General features: G+C 66.7%; 18 protein-coding genes. 6 read left to right on the forward strand and 12 right to left on the reverse strand.

The features are described from left to right. Positions 1-360: 360 nt before the first annotated feature. The 5 genes from ACN5KJ_RS07060 to aat all read left to right on the forward strand — a co-directional run bounded on the left by ACN5KJ_RS07060 (position 361) and on the right by aat (position 3994). Positions 361-846, forward strand: a complete 486-nt coding sequence (locus tag ACN5KJ_RS07060; protein WP_418592937.1) for a hypothetical protein — start codon at positions 361-363, stop codon at positions 844-846. A gap of 127 nt (positions 847-973) precedes the next feature. Next, the gene (gene accB / locus ACN5KJ_RS07065; RefSeq protein WP_418592939.1) at positions 974-1459 is read left to right on the forward strand and encodes an acetyl-CoA carboxylase biotin carboxyl carrier protein; all 486 of its coding nucleotides are present in this window, start codon (positions 974-976) and stop codon (positions 1457-1459) included. 18 nt (positions 1460-1477) lie between these two features. Beyond that, positions 1478-2830 carry an acetyl-CoA carboxylase biotin carboxylase subunit gene (gene accC, locus ACN5KJ_RS07070; RefSeq protein WP_347165524.1) on the forward strand — a complete coding sequence of 451 codons (1353 nt, stop codon included), beginning with the start codon at positions 1478-1480 and terminating at the stop codon, positions 2828-2830. A 129-nt stretch (positions 2831-2959) separates the two neighbouring features. Beyond that, positions 2960-3139, forward strand: coding sequence for a hypothetical protein (locus ACN5KJ_RS07075; RefSeq protein WP_347165525.1), 180 nt, complete (start codon positions 2960-2962; stop codon positions 3137-3139). A 186-nt stretch (positions 3140-3325) separates the two neighbouring features. Beyond that, on the forward strand, positions 3326-3994 hold the full coding sequence (gene aat / locus ACN5KJ_RS07080; RefSeq protein WP_418592941.1) for a leucyl/phenylalanyl-tRNA--protein transferase: 669 nt from the start codon (positions 3326-3328) through the stop codon (positions 3992-3994). Here the strand turns inward: aat and ACN5KJ_RS07085 are convergent. From ACN5KJ_RS07085 to ACN5KJ_RS07095, 3 genes are read right to left on the reverse strand one after another with little or no spacing between them, the layout of a single operon-like run. Beyond that, positions 3958-4311: a DUF2155 domain-containing protein gene (locus tag ACN5KJ_RS07085; protein ID WP_206564607.1), complete on the reverse strand. Its 354-nt coding sequence runs from the start codon at positions 4309-4311 to the stop codon at positions 3958-3960. The genes aat and ACN5KJ_RS07085 overlap by 37 nt on opposite strands. After that, complete coding sequence (gene mlaD / locus ACN5KJ_RS07090; RefSeq protein WP_418592943.1) at positions 4308-4757, reverse strand: outer membrane lipid asymmetry maintenance protein MlaD; 450 nt, start codon at positions 4755-4757, stop codon at positions 4308-4310. Before mlaD ends, ACN5KJ_RS07085 begins: the two co-directional genes overlap by 4 nt. After that, the gene (locus tag ACN5KJ_RS07095; protein WP_347165528.1) at positions 4754-5137 is read right to left on the reverse strand and encodes an NADH:ubiquinone oxidoreductase subunit NDUFA12; all 384 of its coding nucleotides are present in this window, start codon (positions 5135-5137) and stop codon (positions 4754-4756) included. Before ACN5KJ_RS07095 ends, mlaD begins: the two co-directional genes overlap by 4 nt. A gap of 181 nt (positions 5138-5318) precedes the next feature. Here ACN5KJ_RS07095 and ACN5KJ_RS07100 point away from each other — a divergent pair, with 181 nt between their 5' ends. Continuing rightward, entirely contained in the window at positions 5319-7094 is a 1776-nt protein-coding gene (locus tag ACN5KJ_RS07100; RefSeq protein ID WP_418592946.1) for an FkbM family methyltransferase, read from the forward strand. 40 nt (positions 7095-7134) lie between these two features. Here the strand turns inward: ACN5KJ_RS07100 and ACN5KJ_RS07105 are convergent, their stop codons facing one another. The 9 genes from ACN5KJ_RS07105 to soxB all read right to left on the reverse strand — a co-directional run bounded on the left by ACN5KJ_RS07105 (position 7135) and on the right by soxB (position 18104). Beyond that, positions 7135-7491 carry a RidA family protein gene (locus ACN5KJ_RS07105; RefSeq protein ID WP_347165530.1) on the reverse strand — a complete coding sequence of 119 codons (357 nt, stop codon included), beginning with the start codon at positions 7489-7491 and terminating at the stop codon, positions 7135-7137. Between the two features lie 171 nt (positions 7492-7662). Then, positions 7663-8925, reverse strand: coding sequence for an ATP-dependent Clp protease ATP-binding subunit ClpX (gene clpX / locus ACN5KJ_RS07110; RefSeq protein ID WP_418592948.1), 1263 nt, complete (start codon positions 8923-8925; stop codon positions 7663-7665). Between the two features lie 197 nt (positions 8926-9122). Then, positions 9123-9749 carry an ATP-dependent Clp protease proteolytic subunit gene (locus ACN5KJ_RS07115; protein ID WP_418592949.1) on the reverse strand — a complete coding sequence of 209 codons (627 nt, stop codon included), beginning with the start codon at positions 9747-9749 and terminating at the stop codon, positions 9123-9125. Between the two features lie 576 nt (positions 9750-10325). Further along, positions 10326-11267 carry a cation diffusion facilitator family transporter gene (locus tag ACN5KJ_RS07120; RefSeq protein WP_347165533.1) on the reverse strand — a complete coding sequence of 314 codons (942 nt, stop codon included), beginning with the start codon at positions 11265-11267 and terminating at the stop codon, positions 10326-10328. 183 nt (positions 11268-11450) lie between these two features. Next, a complete protein-coding gene (locus tag ACN5KJ_RS07125; protein WP_418592951.1) occupies positions 11451-12710 on the reverse strand; it encodes an FCSD flavin-binding domain-containing protein in 1260 nt (419 codons plus the stop codon). 343 nt (positions 12711-13053) lie between these two features. Further along, on the reverse strand, positions 13054-13743 hold the full coding sequence (locus ACN5KJ_RS07130; RefSeq protein WP_418593557.1) for a c-type cytochrome: 690 nt from the start codon (positions 13741-13743) through the stop codon (positions 13054-13056). A gap of 37 nt (positions 13744-13780) precedes the next feature. After that, positions 13781-15073, reverse strand: a complete 1293-nt coding sequence (locus ACN5KJ_RS07135; RefSeq protein ID WP_418592952.1) for a c-type cytochrome — start codon at positions 15071-15073, stop codon at positions 13781-13783. Further along, positions 15057-16334, reverse strand: a complete 1278-nt coding sequence (gene soxC / locus ACN5KJ_RS07140) for a sulfite dehydrogenase (RefSeq protein WP_418592953.1) — start codon at positions 16332-16334, stop codon at positions 15057-15059. The genes ACN5KJ_RS07135 and soxC overlap by 17 nt, the downstream gene beginning before the upstream one ends. A 72-nt stretch (positions 16335-16406) precedes the next feature. Then, positions 16407-18104 carry a thiosulfohydrolase SoxB gene (soxB, locus tag ACN5KJ_RS07145; protein ID WP_206564617.1) on the reverse strand — a complete coding sequence of 566 codons (1698 nt, stop codon included), beginning with the start codon at positions 18102-18104 and terminating at the stop codon, positions 16407-16409. Positions 18105-18128: the final 24 nt, after the last annotated feature.

Raw genomic sequence — 18128 nt, forward strand, 5'->3', positions numbered from 1 at the left:
GCAAGATCGCCGAGAACGACTATGGCAGCCTCGGCGACACCTCCACACTCGCCGACCCCTCTGTCGTCGAGGACCTCATCGAAAACCGCATGAACAAGGGCTGACGATGATGGACGGAGCACGCAACAGGGGCTGATCGGCGCATGTGCACCGACAGCAATGGGGCACCCTCAGGCGGGTGCCCCGTACCGACCCGGGCGCGGGCGGCTGTTTCTCGATAGCGCGCAAGGACTAAGGTCCCTCGCCTCGGCCCCTCATCAAGACCCGGGAAACTGTCGCCAATTGTTCCCAAACCGCTGCCAGCGCCGCAATTCGGTGGTATCATGCTGCCGTGGGGGCGTGCCGGATGGAGACTTCATCATGCAGGTTTCGGGTATCTCGAGCCTGAGCGCGCCGCAGGGTTCCGGCGATCCTGCCCTTTCTTCGGGTGCAGGGGCTGATTCGACAGAACGGACCAAGGTCCTGCCCGTCGTCGGCATGCGGGACCCCGAGACCCAGCGGTCCGCAGGGCCTCCGGCGCAGTTCTGGCGCACGCTGAACGGCGGGCCGGATCCGGCGACCCATATCGCCCCGCCTTCGATCATGCAGATCAAGATAACGCAGATGCTGGACGAACAGGCCATCGCCACGAAGGACACCGACGAGGACCCAGCCCCGCCGGTGGCCAATAGGGACAAGGCACCGGGCCACCCCTTTGGCACAGCGGAAACTGCCACGGCACCGCCCGCCACGAGGCCGGACACCACCGGAACCGAGGATGCACCACGCCGCCGCGCCCCCGCCCCAGAGGGCTATGAGGCCGCCGCCAGCGTGATCCGGGAAAGGCGCATAGCGGTCGACGCCTGAGCGCCGCGCCCCCGCCGATCCCGGCGGCCTCGGCCCGATACGCGTGCCATCGCTTTTCACCGCTACCCGCTTCCCCTATAAGCGCGATCGTGGCCCAAGGCAGGCCGCTTCGAATGGCGAGGACGAGATGAGCACCAAGACCCATGACGCTGACGTGGCCTTTATCAAGGCGCTGGCCCAGCTCCTGCGGGAAAACGATCTGACCGAACTGGAGGTCATGCGCGAGTACAGCGAGGACGACAGCCTGAACGTCCGCGTCAGCCGCGCCGCGCCGGTCGCGGCCCCGGCCCCGGCGCCCGCGCAGGTCACCGCAGCACCCGCCGCAGCGCCCGCCCCCGCCCCCGCGGCGGCAGACCTGCCCGAGGATCCCGCCGACCACCCCGGCGCCGTGACCTCGCCCATGGTCGGCACCGTCTACATGCAGGCCGAACCCGGCGCGCCCGCCTTCATCACCGTGGGCAAGCAGGTCGCCGAGGGCGACACCCTGCTGATCGTCGAGGCGATGAAGACCATGAACCACATTCCCGCGCCGCGGTCCGGGACCGTCAAGCGCATCCTCGTCGAGGACGGCGCCCCGGTCGAATACGGCGCGCCCCTGGTCATCCTGGAATAAACCCCAGGGGGAAAAACCATGTTCGACAAGATCCTGATTGCCAACCGAGGTGAAATCGCGCTGCGCGTGATCCGCGCCTGCCGCGAGATGGGCATCCCCTCGGTCGCGGTGCATTCCACCGCCGACAGCGACGCCATGCACGTCCGCATGGCCGATGAAACCATCTGCATCGGCCCCGCGCCCTCGACCGACAGCTACCTGTCGCTGCCCGCCATCATCTCGGCCTGCGAGGTCACAGGCGCGCAGGCGATCCACCCGGGCTACGGGTTCCTCAGCGAAAACGCCCGCTTCGTGCAGATCGTCGAGGACCACGGCCTGACCTTCATCGGCCCTTCCGCGCAGCATATCCGCATCATGGGCGACAAGATCACCGCCAAGGAAACCGCGAAGGAACTGGGCATCCCGGTCGTTCCCGGCTCTGCCGGCGGCGTGCCCACGGTCGAGGACGCCAAGACCATCGGCGCCGACTTCGGCTATCCGGTGATCATCAAGGCCACCGCCGGCGGCGGCGGACGCGGCATGAAGGTTGCCCGCTCCGAGTCCGAGATGGAGCGCGCCTTCATGACCGCCCGCTCCGAGGCCAAGGCCGCCTTCGGCAACGACGAAGTCTATATCGAGAAGTACCTGCAAAAGCCGCGCCACATCGAGATCCAGGTCTTTGGCGACGGACAGGGCGGCGGCGTCCATCTGGGCGAGCGCGACTGTTCGCTGCAACGGCGTCACCAGAAGGTTCTGGAAGAGGCCCCCGGCCCCACCATCACCCCCGAGGAACGCGCCCGCATCGGCAAGATCTGCGCCGACGCCATCGCCAAGATGGGCTACAGCGGTGCCGGTACGATCGAATTCCTCTACGAGGACGGCGAGTTCTACTTCATCGAGATGAACACCCGCCTTCAGGTCGAACACCCGGTGACAGAGGCGATCTTCGGCGTCGATCTCGTGCGCGAACAGATCCGCGTGGCTGCTGGCGAAAAGCTGTCTTTCACGCAGGACGACCTGACGATCAACGGCCACGCCATCGAGGTCCGCATCAACGCCGAGAAGCTGCCCGAATTCCGGCCCTCTCCCGGGCGGATCAGCCACTTTCACGCGCCGGGCGGCCTTGGCGTGCGGATGGATTCCGCGCTGTACGACGGCTACCGCATCCCGCCCTACTACGACAGCCTGATCGCCAAGCTGATCGTGCACGGACGCGACCGGCCCGAAGCGCTGGCCCGGCTGAACCGGGCGCTTGGGGAATTGATCGTTGACGGGATCGATACCACGATCCCGCTATTTCATGCGCTGTTGCAGGAAAGAGACATCCACACAGGCGAGTACAACATCCACTGGCTTGAAAAATGGCTGGAATCCGGCGGGTTGGCGAAATAAGCTCCCTGTCTTCGTCGGCCATGTCTTGCCGAAGGGAACTCTTTGAGCCATGTACTGATTGGCAGAGAGAGACCCTCATGCTCTATTCGGCCTGTAGACAGGTCCAACAGTTCCAAGAGGAGTGACCCAATGAAGACCCTTGCAAAGCTCGCAGTCGTCGCAACCCTGGCAGCAGCCCCGCTGGCGGCAACCGCTCAGGAAGCCAACGACCCCTTCGTTTCGACGCAGACGTCGACCGTTCCGGCCCTCGCCGTTCTCGGCGGCATGGCGCTGATCATCGCAGTCGCGTCGGCAGACGGCACCAACTAAGCGCCGCTTCCCGGCGCCGGTTGATACAAACGTCAAGGACGGCGGGCTTTCGGGTCTGCCGTCCTTTTCTTTTTGCGCCGCGCATTTTCCCTGTCGGCGCGCATGGCGCAACGCCGGGAGGCCTTCGCGGTTTGCAGGGCTTCGCGCGCTCGGCTATCTGTCTGGAAAGCAGCGCAGCGCGGACCAATGACCGTCACCCCCGAGCTTCTTCTTCAGGCCTATCGAACCGGCATTTTCCCGATGGCGGAAACCCGGGACGATCCGGAAATCTTCTGGGTTGATCCGCGTCGGCGCGGCGTGCTGCCGCTGGACGGTTTCCACGTCTCGCGCAGTCTGGCCAACCGTCTGCGGCGGGACAGGTTCACGGTCACGCTGAACACAGATTTCCTCGGGGTCATCGACGGCTGCGCCGACCGGCCCGAAACCTGGATCAGCGGCGGCATTCGCGATCTCTACGCAAGGCTGCACGCCATGGGCCACGCCCATTCGCTGGAAGTCCACGCAGAGGGCGCGCTTGTGGGCGGTGTCTACGGCGTCACGCTGGGCGCGGCATTCTGCGGAGAGTCGATGTTCTCGCGCCGCACCGATGCCTCGAAGGTCGCGCTGGCCTGGCTGACCTGCCACCTGGCGCGCTGCGGCTTCACCCTGTTCGACACGCAGTTCCTGACGACGCATCTCGCCTCGCTCGGCGCGGTCGAGATCACCCGAGAGGCCTATCGTGACGCCCTGTCGCTGGCCCTGTCATGCCCGGCCGACATCCTGTCACGCCCCCTGCCCGCCAGCGGCGCCGAGGTCGCGCGACATCACCGCCGCGACGCTCAGGAGGTGGAGCAGCGCAACACCCAGACGTCGTAGCGCGGGTGGTCCATGGGGTTCAGTGCGGGCGAGGACGCGACCATCCAGCCGCGAAAGACCGGTTCCGCCACGCCTGCCTCGCGGATCGTCAGGAAGGCATAGGCATCGCCCGAAGGGTTCCCGCTGGGATAGCGGCAATCGCCCAGTTCGACCTCCATCACGCCGAAGGCCGCGCGCTGGCCGTTGGCGATGGTCATGTCGGTCGTCGCGGCGTTCAGCTTGTCCAGCCCGCGCAGCACCGCCCCGGTGCCCTGATCCACCGCTTCCTGTGCCGAAGCAGCCCCGGCCAGCAGCATCAGAAACGCAATCAGCCTCATTCCTCGTCTCCGCTGCCCACGTAGCGCAAGAGCAGCGTCAGCAGGCTGACAGAGCCCTGCGTGTCGAGGATCTCGTCCCCGGCCCCGTAATAGAAAGGCGAGCCGCCCGGCGAGATCTCGACGAAGTTGCCGCCCAGCAGGCCCTCTGACGCGATGACAATGGCGCTGTCGTCGGGCACCTGGATGCCCTCGTTCAGCGTGACCACGGTATCGGCGCGATAGGTTTCCGGGTTCAGCACGATGCCGGTGACGGCGCCCACCTTGACGCCCGCCAGCCGCACGTCGGTGCCGACGTTGACCCCTTCGATGGACCGGAACGAGGCGCGCAGGTCATAGCCAGAGGCGCCCAGCGAAAAGCCGGTCGCCTGAACGGTGTAGACGGCAAAGGCAAGGGCGGCCGCAAGGACCGCGCCGCCCACGGCGACCTCGGTGGTGGAATGGGTCATTCCGGGCTCCAGGCCTCGTAGTCGCGGCGCTCTGCGGGCTGTTCGCGGCGGATCGATCCCGGCGGCGCATAGGCCAGCGCCGTGCCGGTCAGGTTCTCGATATGCGGCTTTTCCCAGGGCTTGTGCGGCAGCGGGCGTTCGCTGGGCAGTTCGTCGAAGGTGTGATGCAACCAGCCGTGCCAGTCGGGGCTGACGCGGCTTGCCTCCATCTCTCCGTTGTAGATCACCCAGCGTTTCTTGCCGTCGGCGGTCCGGTAGAAGGCATTGCCCTGCTCGTCCTCACCCACCTTCACCCCCTTGCGGGCGGTGTAAAGCGCGGTGTTCAGCGTCGACCCGTTCCACCAGGTCACGGCGCGCAGCAGCGTCTTCAGCAGACTCATGGGCAGGGCTCCCGTTTCTTGCCCCCTCTCTATGGCGAATTTGCGCGGGCGGGTCCAGTGGCCGCCGTGACGCATCCCTGCCCCGGTGCGCGCGGCTTCGCTCAAAATTTCTGGTCGCGGGGCCAGGGCTTGCCTATCCTTTGCCGAAAAAGCCGACGACCCAGCAACGATCCGGGCAGAGATGACAGACGCGTTCAGAGCCATAGCCATCAAGGGCGTGCAGGTGCCGCATTCGCCCTTCCTCACCGACACCCGCATCCGGCGGATCGAAGAGGCGCGCTATGAGGGCGAAGAGATTGCCGGCGCGCTGGCGGTTTGCCGCCCCGGCGACCGTGTCGTGGAAATGGGCGCGGGCCTTGGCATCGTCTCTGCCGTCACCGCGATGAACGCGGGCCCCGAGGCGGTGCTGAGCTTCGAGGCCAACCCCAACCTCATCCCCCATATCCGCGCGCTGCACGCGCTGAACGGTCTCGAAGACCGGATCGATGTGCGCAATCAGGTCGTGATCAGCGCCCCCGACCGCCCCGAGACGATGGATTTCTTCCTCGGCTCCTCCTACCTCGGCAATTCCCTGATCGACCGCGAGACCCGCCGGACCGAAGCGGTCCCAGTGCAGACCGCCGCATGGGCGGACGTGGTGCGCGACTTCCGTCCGACCGTGCTGATCATGGATATCGAGGGCGGAGAGCTGGACTTCCTGGCCCATGCCGACCTGTCGGGACTGCGCGCCGTGGTGCTGGAATTCCACCCCGACCTTTACGGCAAGGAGGGCATGCGCCGCTGCAAGGAGGCGCTGCGCGACGCCGGCTTCGGCAAGCTGGCCAAGGCCTCGACCCGCTTCGTCTGGACCTGTGTCAGGACCGCGCCGAAACAGGACGCCCGCGCGCTGCGCCCCGACCCCGCGGGCGGCTGGTCCTGCACACTGCGGGCCGTGAAGGGCGCCGTCGTCACCGGCGCCCGCATCAACCAGCTGAGCGCGCCATCAGGCGTGATCACCAGCACCGGCGCCGACGTGCCCGAAGGGGCGCTGTGGCGCAACATGCGCCGCATCAACCTGCCCTTCGAACGCCCGCCCGGGGTGGAACGGCTGGAAGGCCGCTGGCTCTGGGGCGGCGTCATGTGGCGCAACTTCGCGCATTTCGTGGTGGAAAGCCCCGGGCGGCTCTGGGGTTACGACACCGTGCCGGGCGGCGTGGATGGCATCCTCTTCGTGCCCCGCCGCCCGCGCGAAGACCCCGACCTGACCGGCTTCCGCGCCGATTTCTTCGCGGCCATGGGTCTGGGCGATGTCCCCATCCGCGTGGCCCACAAGCCGACCGAGGTGGCGGAGCTTATCGTGCCCGGGCAGGGCTTTGGCCTTGGCGCGATCACCGACGGCACGCAGATCTTCCGCAATTTCATGCACCGCCGCTTCGGCGCCGAGATCGCGGCCGAGGGGGGCGAAAAGCTGTATATCTCCCGCGCGCTTCTGGGGCCGTCCCGTGGCGCCCTCCTGGGCGAAGAGCGCGTCGAAGATCTGATGAGGGCGCAGGGCTACGACATCTTCCACCCCGAGCGTCACACCATTCCGCAGCAGATCGCCCGCTACAAGGCGGCCCGGCAGATCGTCGCCTCGGAAGGCTCTGCGCTGCATCTTTACGCCTTCTGCGGGCGGGCCGATCAGCGCGTCGCGATCCTGTGCCGCCGCCGCTCCGGCTCGACCGCGCAGATCGCACGCCATATCGCGTGTTTCACGGGCCGCACGCCCGTGGTGATCGACCACCTGCGCGCCGTCTGGCAGAACGCCGAAAGCCCGCGCCCGCGGCTGTCCGTGGGCGAGCCCGACCTGCCCGCCATGCAGGTCAGCCTGCGCGCGGCGGGCTTCATCGGCGAAGGCGCCCCCTGGTCCGCGATCCCCGAACACGAGGCGCAGGCGGCGCTTGGCGAGCGCTATTTCCGAGAGGCGGCAGAGGCCTAGCGCCGCCCGAAGGGCGCACCCCCGCCGCCGGAATCGCCGGTCAGGCCAGCGTGGTCAGCTCGATCTCGATCCGGTACTTGGGGTCGATGAGGTTGCATTCCACCATGGTCGCGGCGGGCGGGTTGTCCCCGAAAACCTCTTTCAGGACCGGCCAGCAGGGCTCGAACTCTGCCGCGTCGGGCAGATAGTATGTGACCCGGACGGCCTTGTCGAAACCCGACCCGGCCTCGGCCAGCGCCTTGCCGATGACCTCCAGCGCGGCGCGGCACTGCGCAACCACGTCGTCGCCCTGCCCCACGGTGCCCGCGACATGGACGAAGCCGCCCGCGACGACGGCGCGGCAATAACCGACCTTTTCCTCGAAGGGACTGCCGGTGTGGATACGTTTGATGGTCATGGGTGCGGCCTTTCGCCTGTTGGGATATGGCGCGGCAATGGCGCCAAACGCCAGCGCGCGCAAGGGTGATCGGGGCGCCATGGCAGGGTGCGCCCTACCACCGGAGACGGCCCACGAAAAAGGGCGAGGCCCGCGCGCCCCGCCCTTTTCATCCGTCCTGTCGAAGGGGCCTCAGGCCGAGGCACCCTCTTTCTTGTTTTCCGCGTAGATCATCAGCGGCTTGGCGTCCGAGGTCACCGCCTCGTCGTTCACCACCACCTCTGTCACCTCGTCCATGCCCGGCAGTTCGAACATGGTGTCCAGAAGGATGCCTTCGAGGATCGATCGCAGGCCGCGCGCGCCGGTCTTGCGCTGGATGGCCTTCTTGGCGATCGAGGACAGCGCGTCGTCGGTGAAGGACAGTTGCGTGTCCTCCATCTCGAACAGGCGCTGGTACTGCTTGACCAGAGCGTTCTTGGGCTGCGTCAGGATGGTGATCAGCGCGTCCTCATCCAGATCCTCCAGCGTCGCCACCACGGGCAGACGGCCGACGAATTCCGGGATCAGGCCGAACTTCAGCAGATCCTCGGGCTCGAGAGAACGGAAGGTCTCGCCCACGCCCTGCTCGCTGTCGTCGCGCACATCGGCGCCGAAGCCCATGGCAGAGCCCTTGCCGCGCTGCTTGATGATCCGGTCCAGGCCGGCAAAGGCGCCGCCGCAGATGAACAGGATGTTGGTCGTGTCCACCTGCAGGAATTCCTGCTGTGGATGCTTGCGCCCGCCCTGCGGCGGCACCGAGGCCACGGTGCCTTCCATCAGCTTCAGCAGCGCCTGCTGCACACCCTCGCCCGAGACGTCGCGGGTGATCGAGGGGTTTTCCGACTTGCGGGTGATCTTGTCGACCTCGTCGATGTAGACGATGCCGCGCTGCGCGCGTTCGACGTTGTATTCGGACGCCTGAAGCAGCTTCAGGATGATGTTCTCGACATCCTCGCCCACGTAGCCCGCCTCGGTCAGCGTGGTCGCATCCGCCATGGTAAAGGGCACGTCCAGAATGCGCGCCAGCGTCTGCGCCAGCAGCGTCTTGCCGCAGCCGGTGGGACCGATCAGCAGGATGTTGGATTTCGCCAGCTCGATGTCCGAGGACTTCTGCGCGTGGTTCAGGCGCTTGTAGTGGTTGTGGACCGCGACCGAGAGAACGCGCTTGGCCTTCATCTGGCCGATCACGTAATCGTCAAGCACTTCGCAGATCTCGCGCGGGGTCGGCACGCCCTCGGAGGATTTCAGCCCCGCGCCCTTGGTCTCTTCGCGGATGATGTCCATGCAGAGCTCGACGCATTCGTCGCAGATGAAGACCGTCGGTCCCGCGATCAGTTTGCGCACCTCGTGCTGGCTCTTGCCGCAAAAGCTGCAATAGAGCGTGTTCTTGCTGTCGCCGCCTGAATTCGTTGCCATCCTGCACCTTTCCCGGGCTCAGTCCCGGTCTCCTCATCCGCATCAGTCGCGCGACCCCTGCCGCGCCCGGCCCCGGGCCAGCCCGAACCCCGGACCATGGCCTGTCGTCCGGATTCGACAAGTCTAGGCCAGCCCCAAGGGCACGACAATCCGAAAGTTCGCCCCGCCCCGGGCGCCCGGCCCGGGGCGGGACAGTCTTACTTCGCCTCTTCGTCGGGCACGCGGTTGGTGACGATCTCGTCGATCAGCCCCCATTCCTTGGCCCGCTCGGCATCCATGAAGTTGTCACGCTCCAGCGCGGCCTCGACGGTCTCGTAGTCCTGACCGGTGTGCTTCACGTAGATTTCATTCAGTCGCCGCTTCAGCTTCAGCGTCTCTTCGGCGTGGATCATGATGTCCGTCGCCTGCCCCTGGTAGCCGCCCGAGGGCTGGTGCACCATGATCCGGCTGTTGGGCAGCGAGTAGCGCATGCCCGCCGCCCCGGCGGTCAGCAGCAGCGACCCCATCGAGGCCGCCTGCCCGATCACCAGGGTCGAAACCTTGGGCTTGATGTACTGCATGGTGTCGTAGATCGACAGGCCGGAGGTGACGACACCGCCGGGGCTGTTGATATACATCGAGATTTCCTTGGACGGGTTCTCGGCCTCAAGGTGCAGCAGCTGCGCCACCACAAGGCTGGACATGCCGTCGTGGACCGGCCCGTTCAGGAAGATGATCCGCTCCTTCAGCAGGCGCGAGAAGATGTCGTAGGCGCGTTCGCCGCGGCTGGTCTGCTCGACCACCATGGGGACGAGGTTCATGTAGGTGTCGATCGGATCTTTCATTCTGCCTGCCTCGGATTGCTGAACTGTGTCGTAACGCCGGAAAGTTACCTGAGTCTTAGTAGCGGTGTTGGGGGGCTGCAAGGGGCCCCGGTCCGACGGCACCGGCCCGAAGCCCGGCCTGCCCCATCGATCCGGCTGTTCCTGCCAAGGGATCTTCCGTTTACCGCGACATGCGAAGCGGGCCTTTCAAGGCTGCGGGATCTCCCGCCCGGCGCCGGGCGCGCCCCTGCCGCAGTCCGCCGCCGCGACCCGGGGCCTGGCCCTCGGCAGTCTCGGGCCTGTCGCCATGGCTGCACCACCGCGCCGGAACGAAAGACGATATTACCCGGGCCGTTCTGCACCGCCACGGCACCCAAGAGACCGCGCCTCTTCCCGGGGCACTCCTCTGGCACAGCAATTTCAAGGGCTTCCTAGAATTGCGCCCCCGCTCTTCTCTGGTCTTCGAAATACCTCGGGGGGCGCGCAGCGCGGGGGCAGAGCCCCCTCCACGCCCGCCAGAAAGCCTCCGGCCTGAACCGGGAACAACGACACGCCCGCCCCGAAAGCAGGGCTCTCCCCGGTGTCAGGCCCCGCGCCCTAGCCGCCGATCCGCCGCGGTTCCGCGCAGCGATGGGCCGCGCATTCCAGCTCCAGCGTCACCTCCCGCAGCCCGTGCGCCTCGACCAGCCGCGCCTTCACCGAGGCCTTGATCGCATCGGCCCGCGACCAGGCGCCCTCGACCACCACCAGATGCGCCGTCAGCGCAGAGCGGCCCTCGTCGATCTGCCACAGGTGGGCGCTGTGCAGCGCCTCGACGCCCTCGACGGCCTCGGCGCTTTCCAGCACCGCCTCGGGGGCCATGGCGGGCGGCGTGCCCAGCATAAGGATGCGGATCACGCCGCCGATCTCGGCCCAGGCCATCCACAGGATGTATCCGGCGATGCCCAGCGTCACCAGCGGGTCGACCCATGTCCAGCCGAACAGCAGGATCAGCGTGCCCGCAAGGATCACCGCGACCGACCCCAGCGCGTCGGCGAGGTTGTGCAGGAAGGCCGCGCGGATGTTCACGCTGTCCTGCGCCATGCGATAGGTCAGCCATGCGGTCACAAGGTCCACCACAAGGGCGACACTGGCGATCACGACGATCAGCCAGCCCGTCACCTCCTGCGGATCGAAGAAGCGCAGCACCGCCTCGTAGACCAGGTAGAGCCCGATCAGGATCAGCGTCGTCAGGTTGATCAACGCCGCCACCACCTCGGCCCGGCCATAGCCGAAGGTCATGGCCTCGTCGGCGGGCCGGCGCGCGATGCGCCGTGCCCAGACCGCGATCACAAGGCTTGCGGCATCCGAGAAGTTGTGCAGCGCATCGGCGATCATCGCCAGACTGCCCGAGACGATCCCGCCGATGATCTGCGCGACGGTCAAGAGGACGTTGACCCCCACCGCCGCCGCCAGCCGCTTGTCACCGGCAAGCTGTTCGGGGTCGATGTGGTGGTGATGATGGTGGCCGTGCGAGCCATGCGCGTGATCGTGGGGCATGGGCGCAGAAAGCGCCCGCAGGCGGCGAAGGTCAAGCCCCCCTCGGCCCGGCGCGGGCACCCGGCGATGGGCGCGCCGACAGGCGGGCCGCCCACCGCCGCAGGGGTTTGCAAACCGGCCGGATACGCCCTGCGAACCGGCCGGTTCTCCGCTTACGGGCCGGAAACCCGCGTCAGGATCCGGTCACCCGAACATGTCCGAGGTGATCCCCTCGTACCAGCCGATGCTTTCCTCGAAGGTTGCCTTGCGCATGGCCGCGTCCTCTCCGGTCTGGCTGACGAAGCTGGAGACCGAGGCGATCTTCTCCTCGGTCGGCTCGTAGGCCGCGCCGACCTTGACGCCGTCGTCGGTGGCGATCAGCGACCAGCAGGTGTTGCTGTACTTGGCCGGGAAGACGCGGCTGCCGGTCAGCGCGCCGCGCACCGCCATGGCCGCCACCTTGGCCTGTGAATTGGCGCTGAAGCCGGACTTGGGCATGTCGCCCTGATTGGTCGCATCCCCGAGGATGTAGATGTTTTCATCCATGCGCGACACCATCGAGTGCCCGTCGACCGGCGCCCAATTGCCTTCGGTCAGGCCCGCCGCCTCGCAGATCAGCCCCGCCTTCTGCGCCGGAATGACGTTCACGACGTCGGCCTTGATCACCTCGCCGTCGATGTCGACCTCCATGGTCTGCGGGTTCACGCTGGTGTTGCCGCCGCCGAAATCCGGGCCGATGCGTTCGATCATGCCGGTGTAGTGCTTCTGCCAACCCTCCTCGAAAAGCCCCTGCTTCGAGAACTTCTCTTTCGGGTCGGCGATGATGATCTTGGCGGTCGGATTGCGCTCTTTCAGCACATGGGCGACCATCGAGATCCGCTCGTAGGGGCCCGGCGGGCAGCGGTAGGGGTTCGGCGGCGCCACCATGACGAAGGTTCCGCCCTCGGGCATCGCCTCGATCTGAGCTTTCAGCAGGGTGGCCTGCGTGCCCGCCTTGTAGGCGTGGGGCATGACGCCCTGCGCCGAAAGATCCCAGCCCGCGACCGAGCCCGCGACGAAATCGATCCCCGGCGACAGGATCAGCCGGTCGTAGGGCACCGATCCTCCGCCCGCCAGCGCAACCGTCCTGGCGTCGCGGTCCACCCCCGTCGCCCAGTCGTGCACCACGTTGATGCCGTAGTCGCTGGCCAGCCTGCCGTAGTCATGGGCGGTGGACTGAAGATCGCGGAAGCCGCCGATATAGAGGTTGGAAAAGAAGCAGGTGTAATAGGTCCGCGAGGGTTCGATCAGGGTCACGTCGATCTCGCCGTTGGAATCCTTGGCGATATAGCGCGCCGCCGTCGCCCCGCCCGCGCCGCCGCCGACCACCACGACCCGGGGCCTGCCCTGCGCCTGGACCATGGGCGCCGAGAGACCCGCAAGCGCGATCCCCGATCCGATGAAGTGTCTTCTGTTCAAGGCCATGTCCGTTCTCCTCCTGGTTGGACGGGTCGCATGGTCCGGGCTCCTCTTTCCCAGACCAATGGCACAAGGCCCCCGTTCCCTGCGGAACGGAGGCCTTGCTTGTCGTGCAATTTCAACGGGCGTCTCAGACTGGCAGCGCCCCGAAGACCGCCGCCAGCGTCAAGAGCGCGCCCAGAAGCAGAATGCGGGCTGCAAAGCTCATGAGAAAAGGGTCCGGTATGGTATGGTCGGGGCCAAACCCCGTGATCAACTAAGAAAACAGGCGACCAATGTGCCGCCCGGCACCTGCCTACTGTCGCTTGTGATTCCCGGATGGCCAACGGTGGAAAACCTTACCCTTCGTTTACTCAAGATCCTCGAAATAGGCGGCGAGGGCCGCGATTTCCTCATCGCTGAGGCGCCCCGCCATCATCTGCATCACCGGATGCGGACGCAGTTTCTGCTTGTAGGCATGCATGGCCACGACGAAATCCTCGGTGTTCCATGCCACGATCGAGGGGATGCCCTCGTCCGATCCGTCGCGCTTGTGGCAGGTCAGGCATTCCGAGGCGAGATATGCGCCGTATTCCGCGTCACCCACGATGGCCAGCACCTCTGGCGGCAGGTCGAGCTCGCGCAGGATCGCTGTGGGCGCGCTTTCGGGGATGTCCTGCGGACTGGCAGTGAACTGGCGCAGATAGGCCAGCACGTCGTGCCGGTCCTGCCTGTCCTTGATGCCGCGAAAGCTCATCCGCGTGCCAGAGACCAGCGCGCGGGGGTTCTCGATATAGGCGTCGAGACGCGCGTAATCCCATGTCAGGCCGTCGCCATGGGCGCGGTCCATGGCATCGGAATAGTCGAACCCCTCGACGCTGCCCGCGCGGCGCCCGAAGATGCCGTTCAGATGCGGGCCGGTGCGGTTCTCGGCGCCGGGGCCGATCTGGTGGCAGGTCACGCAGCTGCGGTAGATCTGCGCGCCGCGCCCGGCATCGCCGATCAGCTCTGCCGCATCGTCCTGCGCAAACGCCGGCCCCGCGAAGAGGGCCAGCGCCATGGCCGTGGCTGTCTGCCGCAGCAGCACCTACGGCATCCTACTGCGAGATCGACTTGAGGTATTCGGTCACGGCGTCCAGCTCCTCTTGCTTGCGCAGCCCGGCGAAGGCCATCTTCGTACCCTTCACGTAGTCGCGCGGTTTGGCAAGGAAGGCCTGCAGTGCCTCGGCGTCCCAGACGCCGCCCATCTCGGCCATGGTGCCCGAGTACTTGAAGCCCTCGACCGCGCCGATCTCGCGCCCGAAGACGCCGTCCAGATGCGGGCCCGCGGCCTTGCCGCCGTCCGTCTTGTGGCAGGCCTGACACTTGCGGAAGACCCGCTCGCCGGTCTCGACCAGATCCATGTCCAGCGCGGCGGCCTGCGCGGGTGCCGGGTCAGCCTCCTGTGCGGGCTCTGCCGCATCGGCTGCAGGCTCCGCGGCGGCCTGCTCTTCCTCCGGGGCGGCGGGGGCCGCATCGGGCGACTGGGTCGTGCTGGCGGGCGCCTCTTCGGACTCTTCCGGGGTCACGTCCAGCACGGTGGCGCGCATGGTGATCTCGACGCTGTCCTTGCAGTCGGTCATGCAGGGTTCCGCCCGCCACTGCCCGTATTCCGTCTCGGCCCGGTCATCGACGACGAAGCCCTGGGCGTTCGGCAGTTCGAAGGCGGGCAGCGTGTCCTGATCCAGAACGAAATCGTCCTCGATCAGGTCGTTGGAATAGAGGATGTAGGCCACGATGGCATAGGTGTCGTCGACCGACAGGCTCTGCGCATTGCCGAAGGGCATCGAGCGGTGAACGTAGTCCCAGACCGTCGAGGTATAGGGCCAGAAGGAACCCACGGTCTTCAGCGGATCCTCGTCGGCCAGCGTGCCGTCACCGCCCGCCAGCTTGGGCCAGTTGTCGACCCCCTCGGCAAAAGAGCCGTGGCAGACCGCGCAGGCCTCTTCGAACAGCGGCTCGCCGGTCAGCGCGTCGCCCGATCCCTCGGGCAGGCCGGTGCCGTCGGGGCTGACGTCCAGATCCCAGGCCGCGATCTCTTCGGGCAGGGCCGCGCGGCCGATGCCAAAGCGGGTGCCCGCGGCCTCGTCCGCCTGCGCGGCGGCGACAAGCCCGCCCTCGGGGGCTGCGGCGGGCGCCTCTGCGGCGGCCTGGACAACCGGCGCCTCTGCCGGGGCCTCGGCCTTCTGCACCGGGGCCGAGGGTTCGGGGATCGGGGCCGGCAGCGCGGTCATGCTGCGCGGGGTCGATGGCATCCCGGCCACCGTGCGGTCGGCAAAGTTGTAGGCGCCCAGAAGGGTCAGGCCAACGCCCGCCCCCACGCCCAGCATGAGATTAAGAGACTTCGACATTTTCGGCCTCCCCGCTGGCTTTGACGTGCCAGGTCTGGATGCAATTGTTGTGATAGATCGAGTTCAGCCCGCGCACCTCGCGCAGCTGCGCCTTGGTGGGCTGCACGTAGCCGGTTTCGTCCATGGCGCGGGATTGCAGCAGCATCTCTTCGCCGTTCCACGTGGTATCAAGGTAGAAGCGCGTCAGTGCCTTGTCCTCGCCGGGGGCCGCAAGGCGCGCGGTTTCCCAGGTCTTGCCACCGTCCTTCGAGACATCGACACGGGTGATCTTGCCATGCCCGGACCAGGCCATGCCGGTGATAACCAGCGGGCCGTGGCCATGGGTGATCGGCGCCTGCGGGCTGGGCGAGGTGATCACGGATTTGGCATCCATCACCCATGTCCACTTGCGCGCGGTGCCGTCGGCCAGAACATCGGTGTATTTCGAGGTTTCCTCGCGGCTTTCGACGGGGCCGTCCATGACCTCGACCCGGCGCAGCCACTTGACCCACATGTTGCCTTCCCAGCCCGGCACGACGAGGCGCACGGGATAGCCGTGCTCTTTCCGCAGGGCCTCGCCGTTGGCCTTGAATGCCACCAGCACGTCGTCCATGGCCTTTTCCATCGGGATCGAGCGCCCGTTCGAAGAGGCATCCGCGCCCTCGACGTAGACCCATTTGTCCTTGAAGTCCCCGGCGGCATCCAGACCGGCCTCGGCCAGCAGGGTGCGCAGCGGCACGCCGGTGTATTCCATGTTGTGGATCATGCCGTGGGTGAATTGCGCGCCGTTCAGCTGCGCGCCCGCCCACTCCATGCCGGTGTTCGCCGCGCATTCGAGGAAGTAGACGTGCTGCTCGCGCGGGAAGCGTTCGAGGTCGGCGTAGGTGAAGACCAGCGGCTGATCGACCAGCCCGTTGATCATCAGGCGATAGTCCTGCTTGGCCAGTTCGATGGCACCCGAGTGGTGCCGTTCGAAGGCGCAGCCCTGCGGGGTGATGGTGCCGTCCAGCGCGTGGATCGGCGTGAAGTTGATCGAGGAAATCGTGTCGGCGGTCAGCCATTCCACGTTGCGGCGGACCACGTCCTCCTCGAAGCGGATCGGCAGCCCGTAGCGCGTGGCGTCCACCCCGTCGCCAAAGCCCTGGGCCCAGGGCTGGACCTCGGTGATCAGCGGGTCCGGCCCGGCGGCGCGGGCGCCCGTGGCGGCCACGGCCCCCGCCCCCATCGCGGCGGCGCTGGTCAGGAACTGGCGGCGCGAGGGGCCTGTCTTGTCCTTGTTCATCTGGCGTCCTTTCGCATCATGCCATTCATCTATGTGAATGGGATGGTGAAAAAAAATGTGCGGCGGGGGCGCTTACGCGCCCACCACCTCGACGGAGTTGTTCGGGTCCAGGGTCACGGTGCCCTGCTTGCGGATGTGATCCTCGACCACGTCCCAGATCATCGGGCCCTCGGTGCCCTCGTTGACCGAGGCCCAGCCCGCGACGACATAGGATTTCGCCGGGTCGATGGCCTCGCCGGTCTTCAGCAGCGTCATGTCGCTGATGCGCTCGCCCTGCGGCTTGGTCACGTCGATGCGGTAGCCCATGCCACCGACGCGCACCATGTCGCCGCCCTGCTGGTAATAGGGATCGGGGTTGAAGATGTTGTCGGCCACGTCTTCCAGAACGACCTTGAGGAACTCGCCGGTCATCTCGCTGCGATAGGCCTCGCCGTAGGACATCGAGGTGACGCCCCAGATGTCCTCGCGGGTGATCGGATCGCCCGGGATCAGGCTTGGCCCCCAGCGCACGCCGGGGCTGAGCGCGATGTCGGCCTCGCGTTCCGAGATCAGCGCGTTGCAGATCAGGTCGTCCCATGTGCCGTTGAAGTTGCCACGGCGATACAGCAGCTCTTCGGTGGTGCCGATGACCTCGGTCAGCGCGTCCATATGGGGGGCGCGCTGTTCCTCGATCAGCTTGGTCATCACCGGATCGGGGGCGATGACATCCGAGAAGATCGGGATCAGCTTGTGGCGGATGCCCATCATCGCCCCGTCGCGCACGTCCAGATCAACGCGGCTGACGAACTTGCCGTTCGAGCCGGAGGCCACGATGAAGGTCTGCCCCACCTGCACCGGTTCCGGCAGCGCGTCATGGGTGTGGCCCGAGAGGATCACGTCGATGCCGGTCACGACCGAGGCCATCTTCTTGTCCACGTCGAAGCCGTTGTGCGACAGGCAGACGACCAGTTCGGCGCCCGCCGCGCGGACCTCGTCGACCATGGCCTGCATGTTCTCGTCGCGGATGCCAAAGCTGTATTCCGGGAACATCCAGCGCGGGTTGGCGATGGGCATGTAGGGAAAGGCCTGCCCGATCACGGCGATCTTCACGCCGCCGCGCTCGAAGAACTTGTAGGGCTTGAACAGCTCGGCGGGCTCGTCCCACTCGGCATCGAAGATGTTCTGGCCAAGGGCGGCGAAGGGCAGGCCCTGCACCAGTTCCTGAACGCGGTCAGAGCCCAGCGTGAATTCCCAGTGGAAGGTCATGGCGTCGGGCTTCAGCCCGTTCATGGCATTCACCATGTCCTGCCCCTCGCTGTGGTAGCAGGTGTAAGAGCCATGCCATGTGTCGCCGCCGTCCAGCAGCAGCGCGTCGGGGCGGTCGGCGCGGATGGCGTTGACCACCGTGGACACGCGGTCCAGCCCGCCGACGCGGCCATAGGCCTGCGCCAGCGCCGCGAAATCGCCCGAGGACAGGGCGTAGTGCGAGGGCGAGCCGTCCTCGATGCCGTAGAGGCGGCGGAAGTCGGCGCCGGTGACATGCGGCACCTCACCCCGGTTCGGGCCGACGCCGATATTGACCGACGGCTCGCGGAAGCGGATCGGCACAAGCTGGGCGTGGATGTCGGTGACGTGGATCAGGCTGACATTGCCGTAGGTGTCGAATTGCAGAAGCTGGTCCTGCGTCAGCGCCTGCTGGGCGGCCAGACGGGACCAGCGGCCAAAACCGGAAGCGCCGTACAGCGCCGAGGCCGCCATGGACACCTGCAGGAAATCGCGTCTCGAGATCATGGGAGGGAGGCTTTCTATCTCAGG

Source organism: Ponticoccus sp. (in: a-proteobacteria) (assembly GCF_048381735.1).

Bases quoted from the DNA above. Each gene is read 5' to 3' on its own strand.
- ACN5KJ_RS07060 (WP_418592937.1), top strand. From the start codon at position 361: ATGCAGGTTTCGGGTATCTCGAGCCTGAGCGCGCCGCAGGGTTCCGGC.
- accB (WP_418592939.1), top strand. From the start codon at position 974: ATGAGCACCAAGACCCATGACGCTGACGTGGCCTTTATCAAGGCGCTG.
- accC (WP_347165524.1), top strand. From the start codon at position 1,478: ATGTTCGACAAGATCCTGATTGCCAACCGAGGTGAAATCGCGCTGCGC.
- ACN5KJ_RS07075 (WP_347165525.1), top strand. From the start codon at position 2,960: ATGAAGACCCTTGCAAAGCTCGCAGTCGTCGCAACCCTGGCAGCAGCC.
- aat (WP_418592941.1), top strand. From the start codon at position 3,326: ATGACCGTCACCCCCGAGCTTCTTCTTCAGGCCTATCGAACCGGCATT.
- ACN5KJ_RS07085 (WP_206564607.1), bottom strand. From the start codon at position 4,311: ATGAGGCTGATTGCGTTTCTGATGCTGCTGGCCGGGGCTGCTTCGGCA.
- mlaD (WP_418592943.1), bottom strand. From the start codon at position 4,757: ATGACCCATTCCACCACCGAGGTCGCCGTGGGCGGCGCGGTCCTTGCG.
- ACN5KJ_RS07095 (WP_347165528.1), bottom strand. From the start codon at position 5,137: ATGAGTCTGCTGAAGACGCTGCTGCGCGCCGTGACCTGGTGGAACGGG.
- ACN5KJ_RS07100 (WP_418592946.1), top strand. From the start codon at position 5,319: ATGACAGACGCGTTCAGAGCCATAGCCATCAAGGGCGTGCAGGTGCCG.
- ACN5KJ_RS07105 (WP_347165530.1), bottom strand. From the start codon at position 7,491: ATGACCATCAAACGTATCCACACCGGCAGTCCCTTCGAGGAAAAGGTC.
- clpX (WP_418592948.1), bottom strand. From the start codon at position 8,925: ATGGCAACGAATTCAGGCGGCGACAGCAAGAACACGCTCTATTGCAGC.
- ACN5KJ_RS07115 (WP_418592949.1), bottom strand. From the start codon at position 9,749: ATGAAAGATCCGATCGACACCTACATGAACCTCGTCCCCATGGTGGTC.
- ACN5KJ_RS07120 (WP_347165533.1), bottom strand. From the start codon at position 11,267: ATGCCCCACGATCACGCGCATGGCTCGCACGGCCACCATCATCACCAC.
- ACN5KJ_RS07125 (WP_418592951.1), bottom strand. From the start codon at position 12,710: ATGGCCTTGAACAGAAGACACTTCATCGGATCGGGGATCGCGCTTGCG.
- ACN5KJ_RS07130 (WP_418593557.1), bottom strand. From the start codon at position 13,743: ATGGCGCTGGCCCTCTTCGCGGGGCCGGCGTTTGCGCAGGACGATGCG.
- ACN5KJ_RS07135 (WP_418592952.1), bottom strand. From the start codon at position 15,073: ATGTCGAAGTCTCTTAATCTCATGCTGGGCGTGGGGGCGGGCGTTGGC.
- soxC (WP_418592953.1), bottom strand. From the start codon at position 16,334: ATGAACAAGGACAAGACAGGCCCCTCGCGCCGCCAGTTCCTGACCAGC.
- soxB (WP_206564617.1), bottom strand. From the start codon at position 18,104: ATGATCTCGAGACGCGATTTCCTGCAGGTGTCCATGGCGGCCTCGGCG.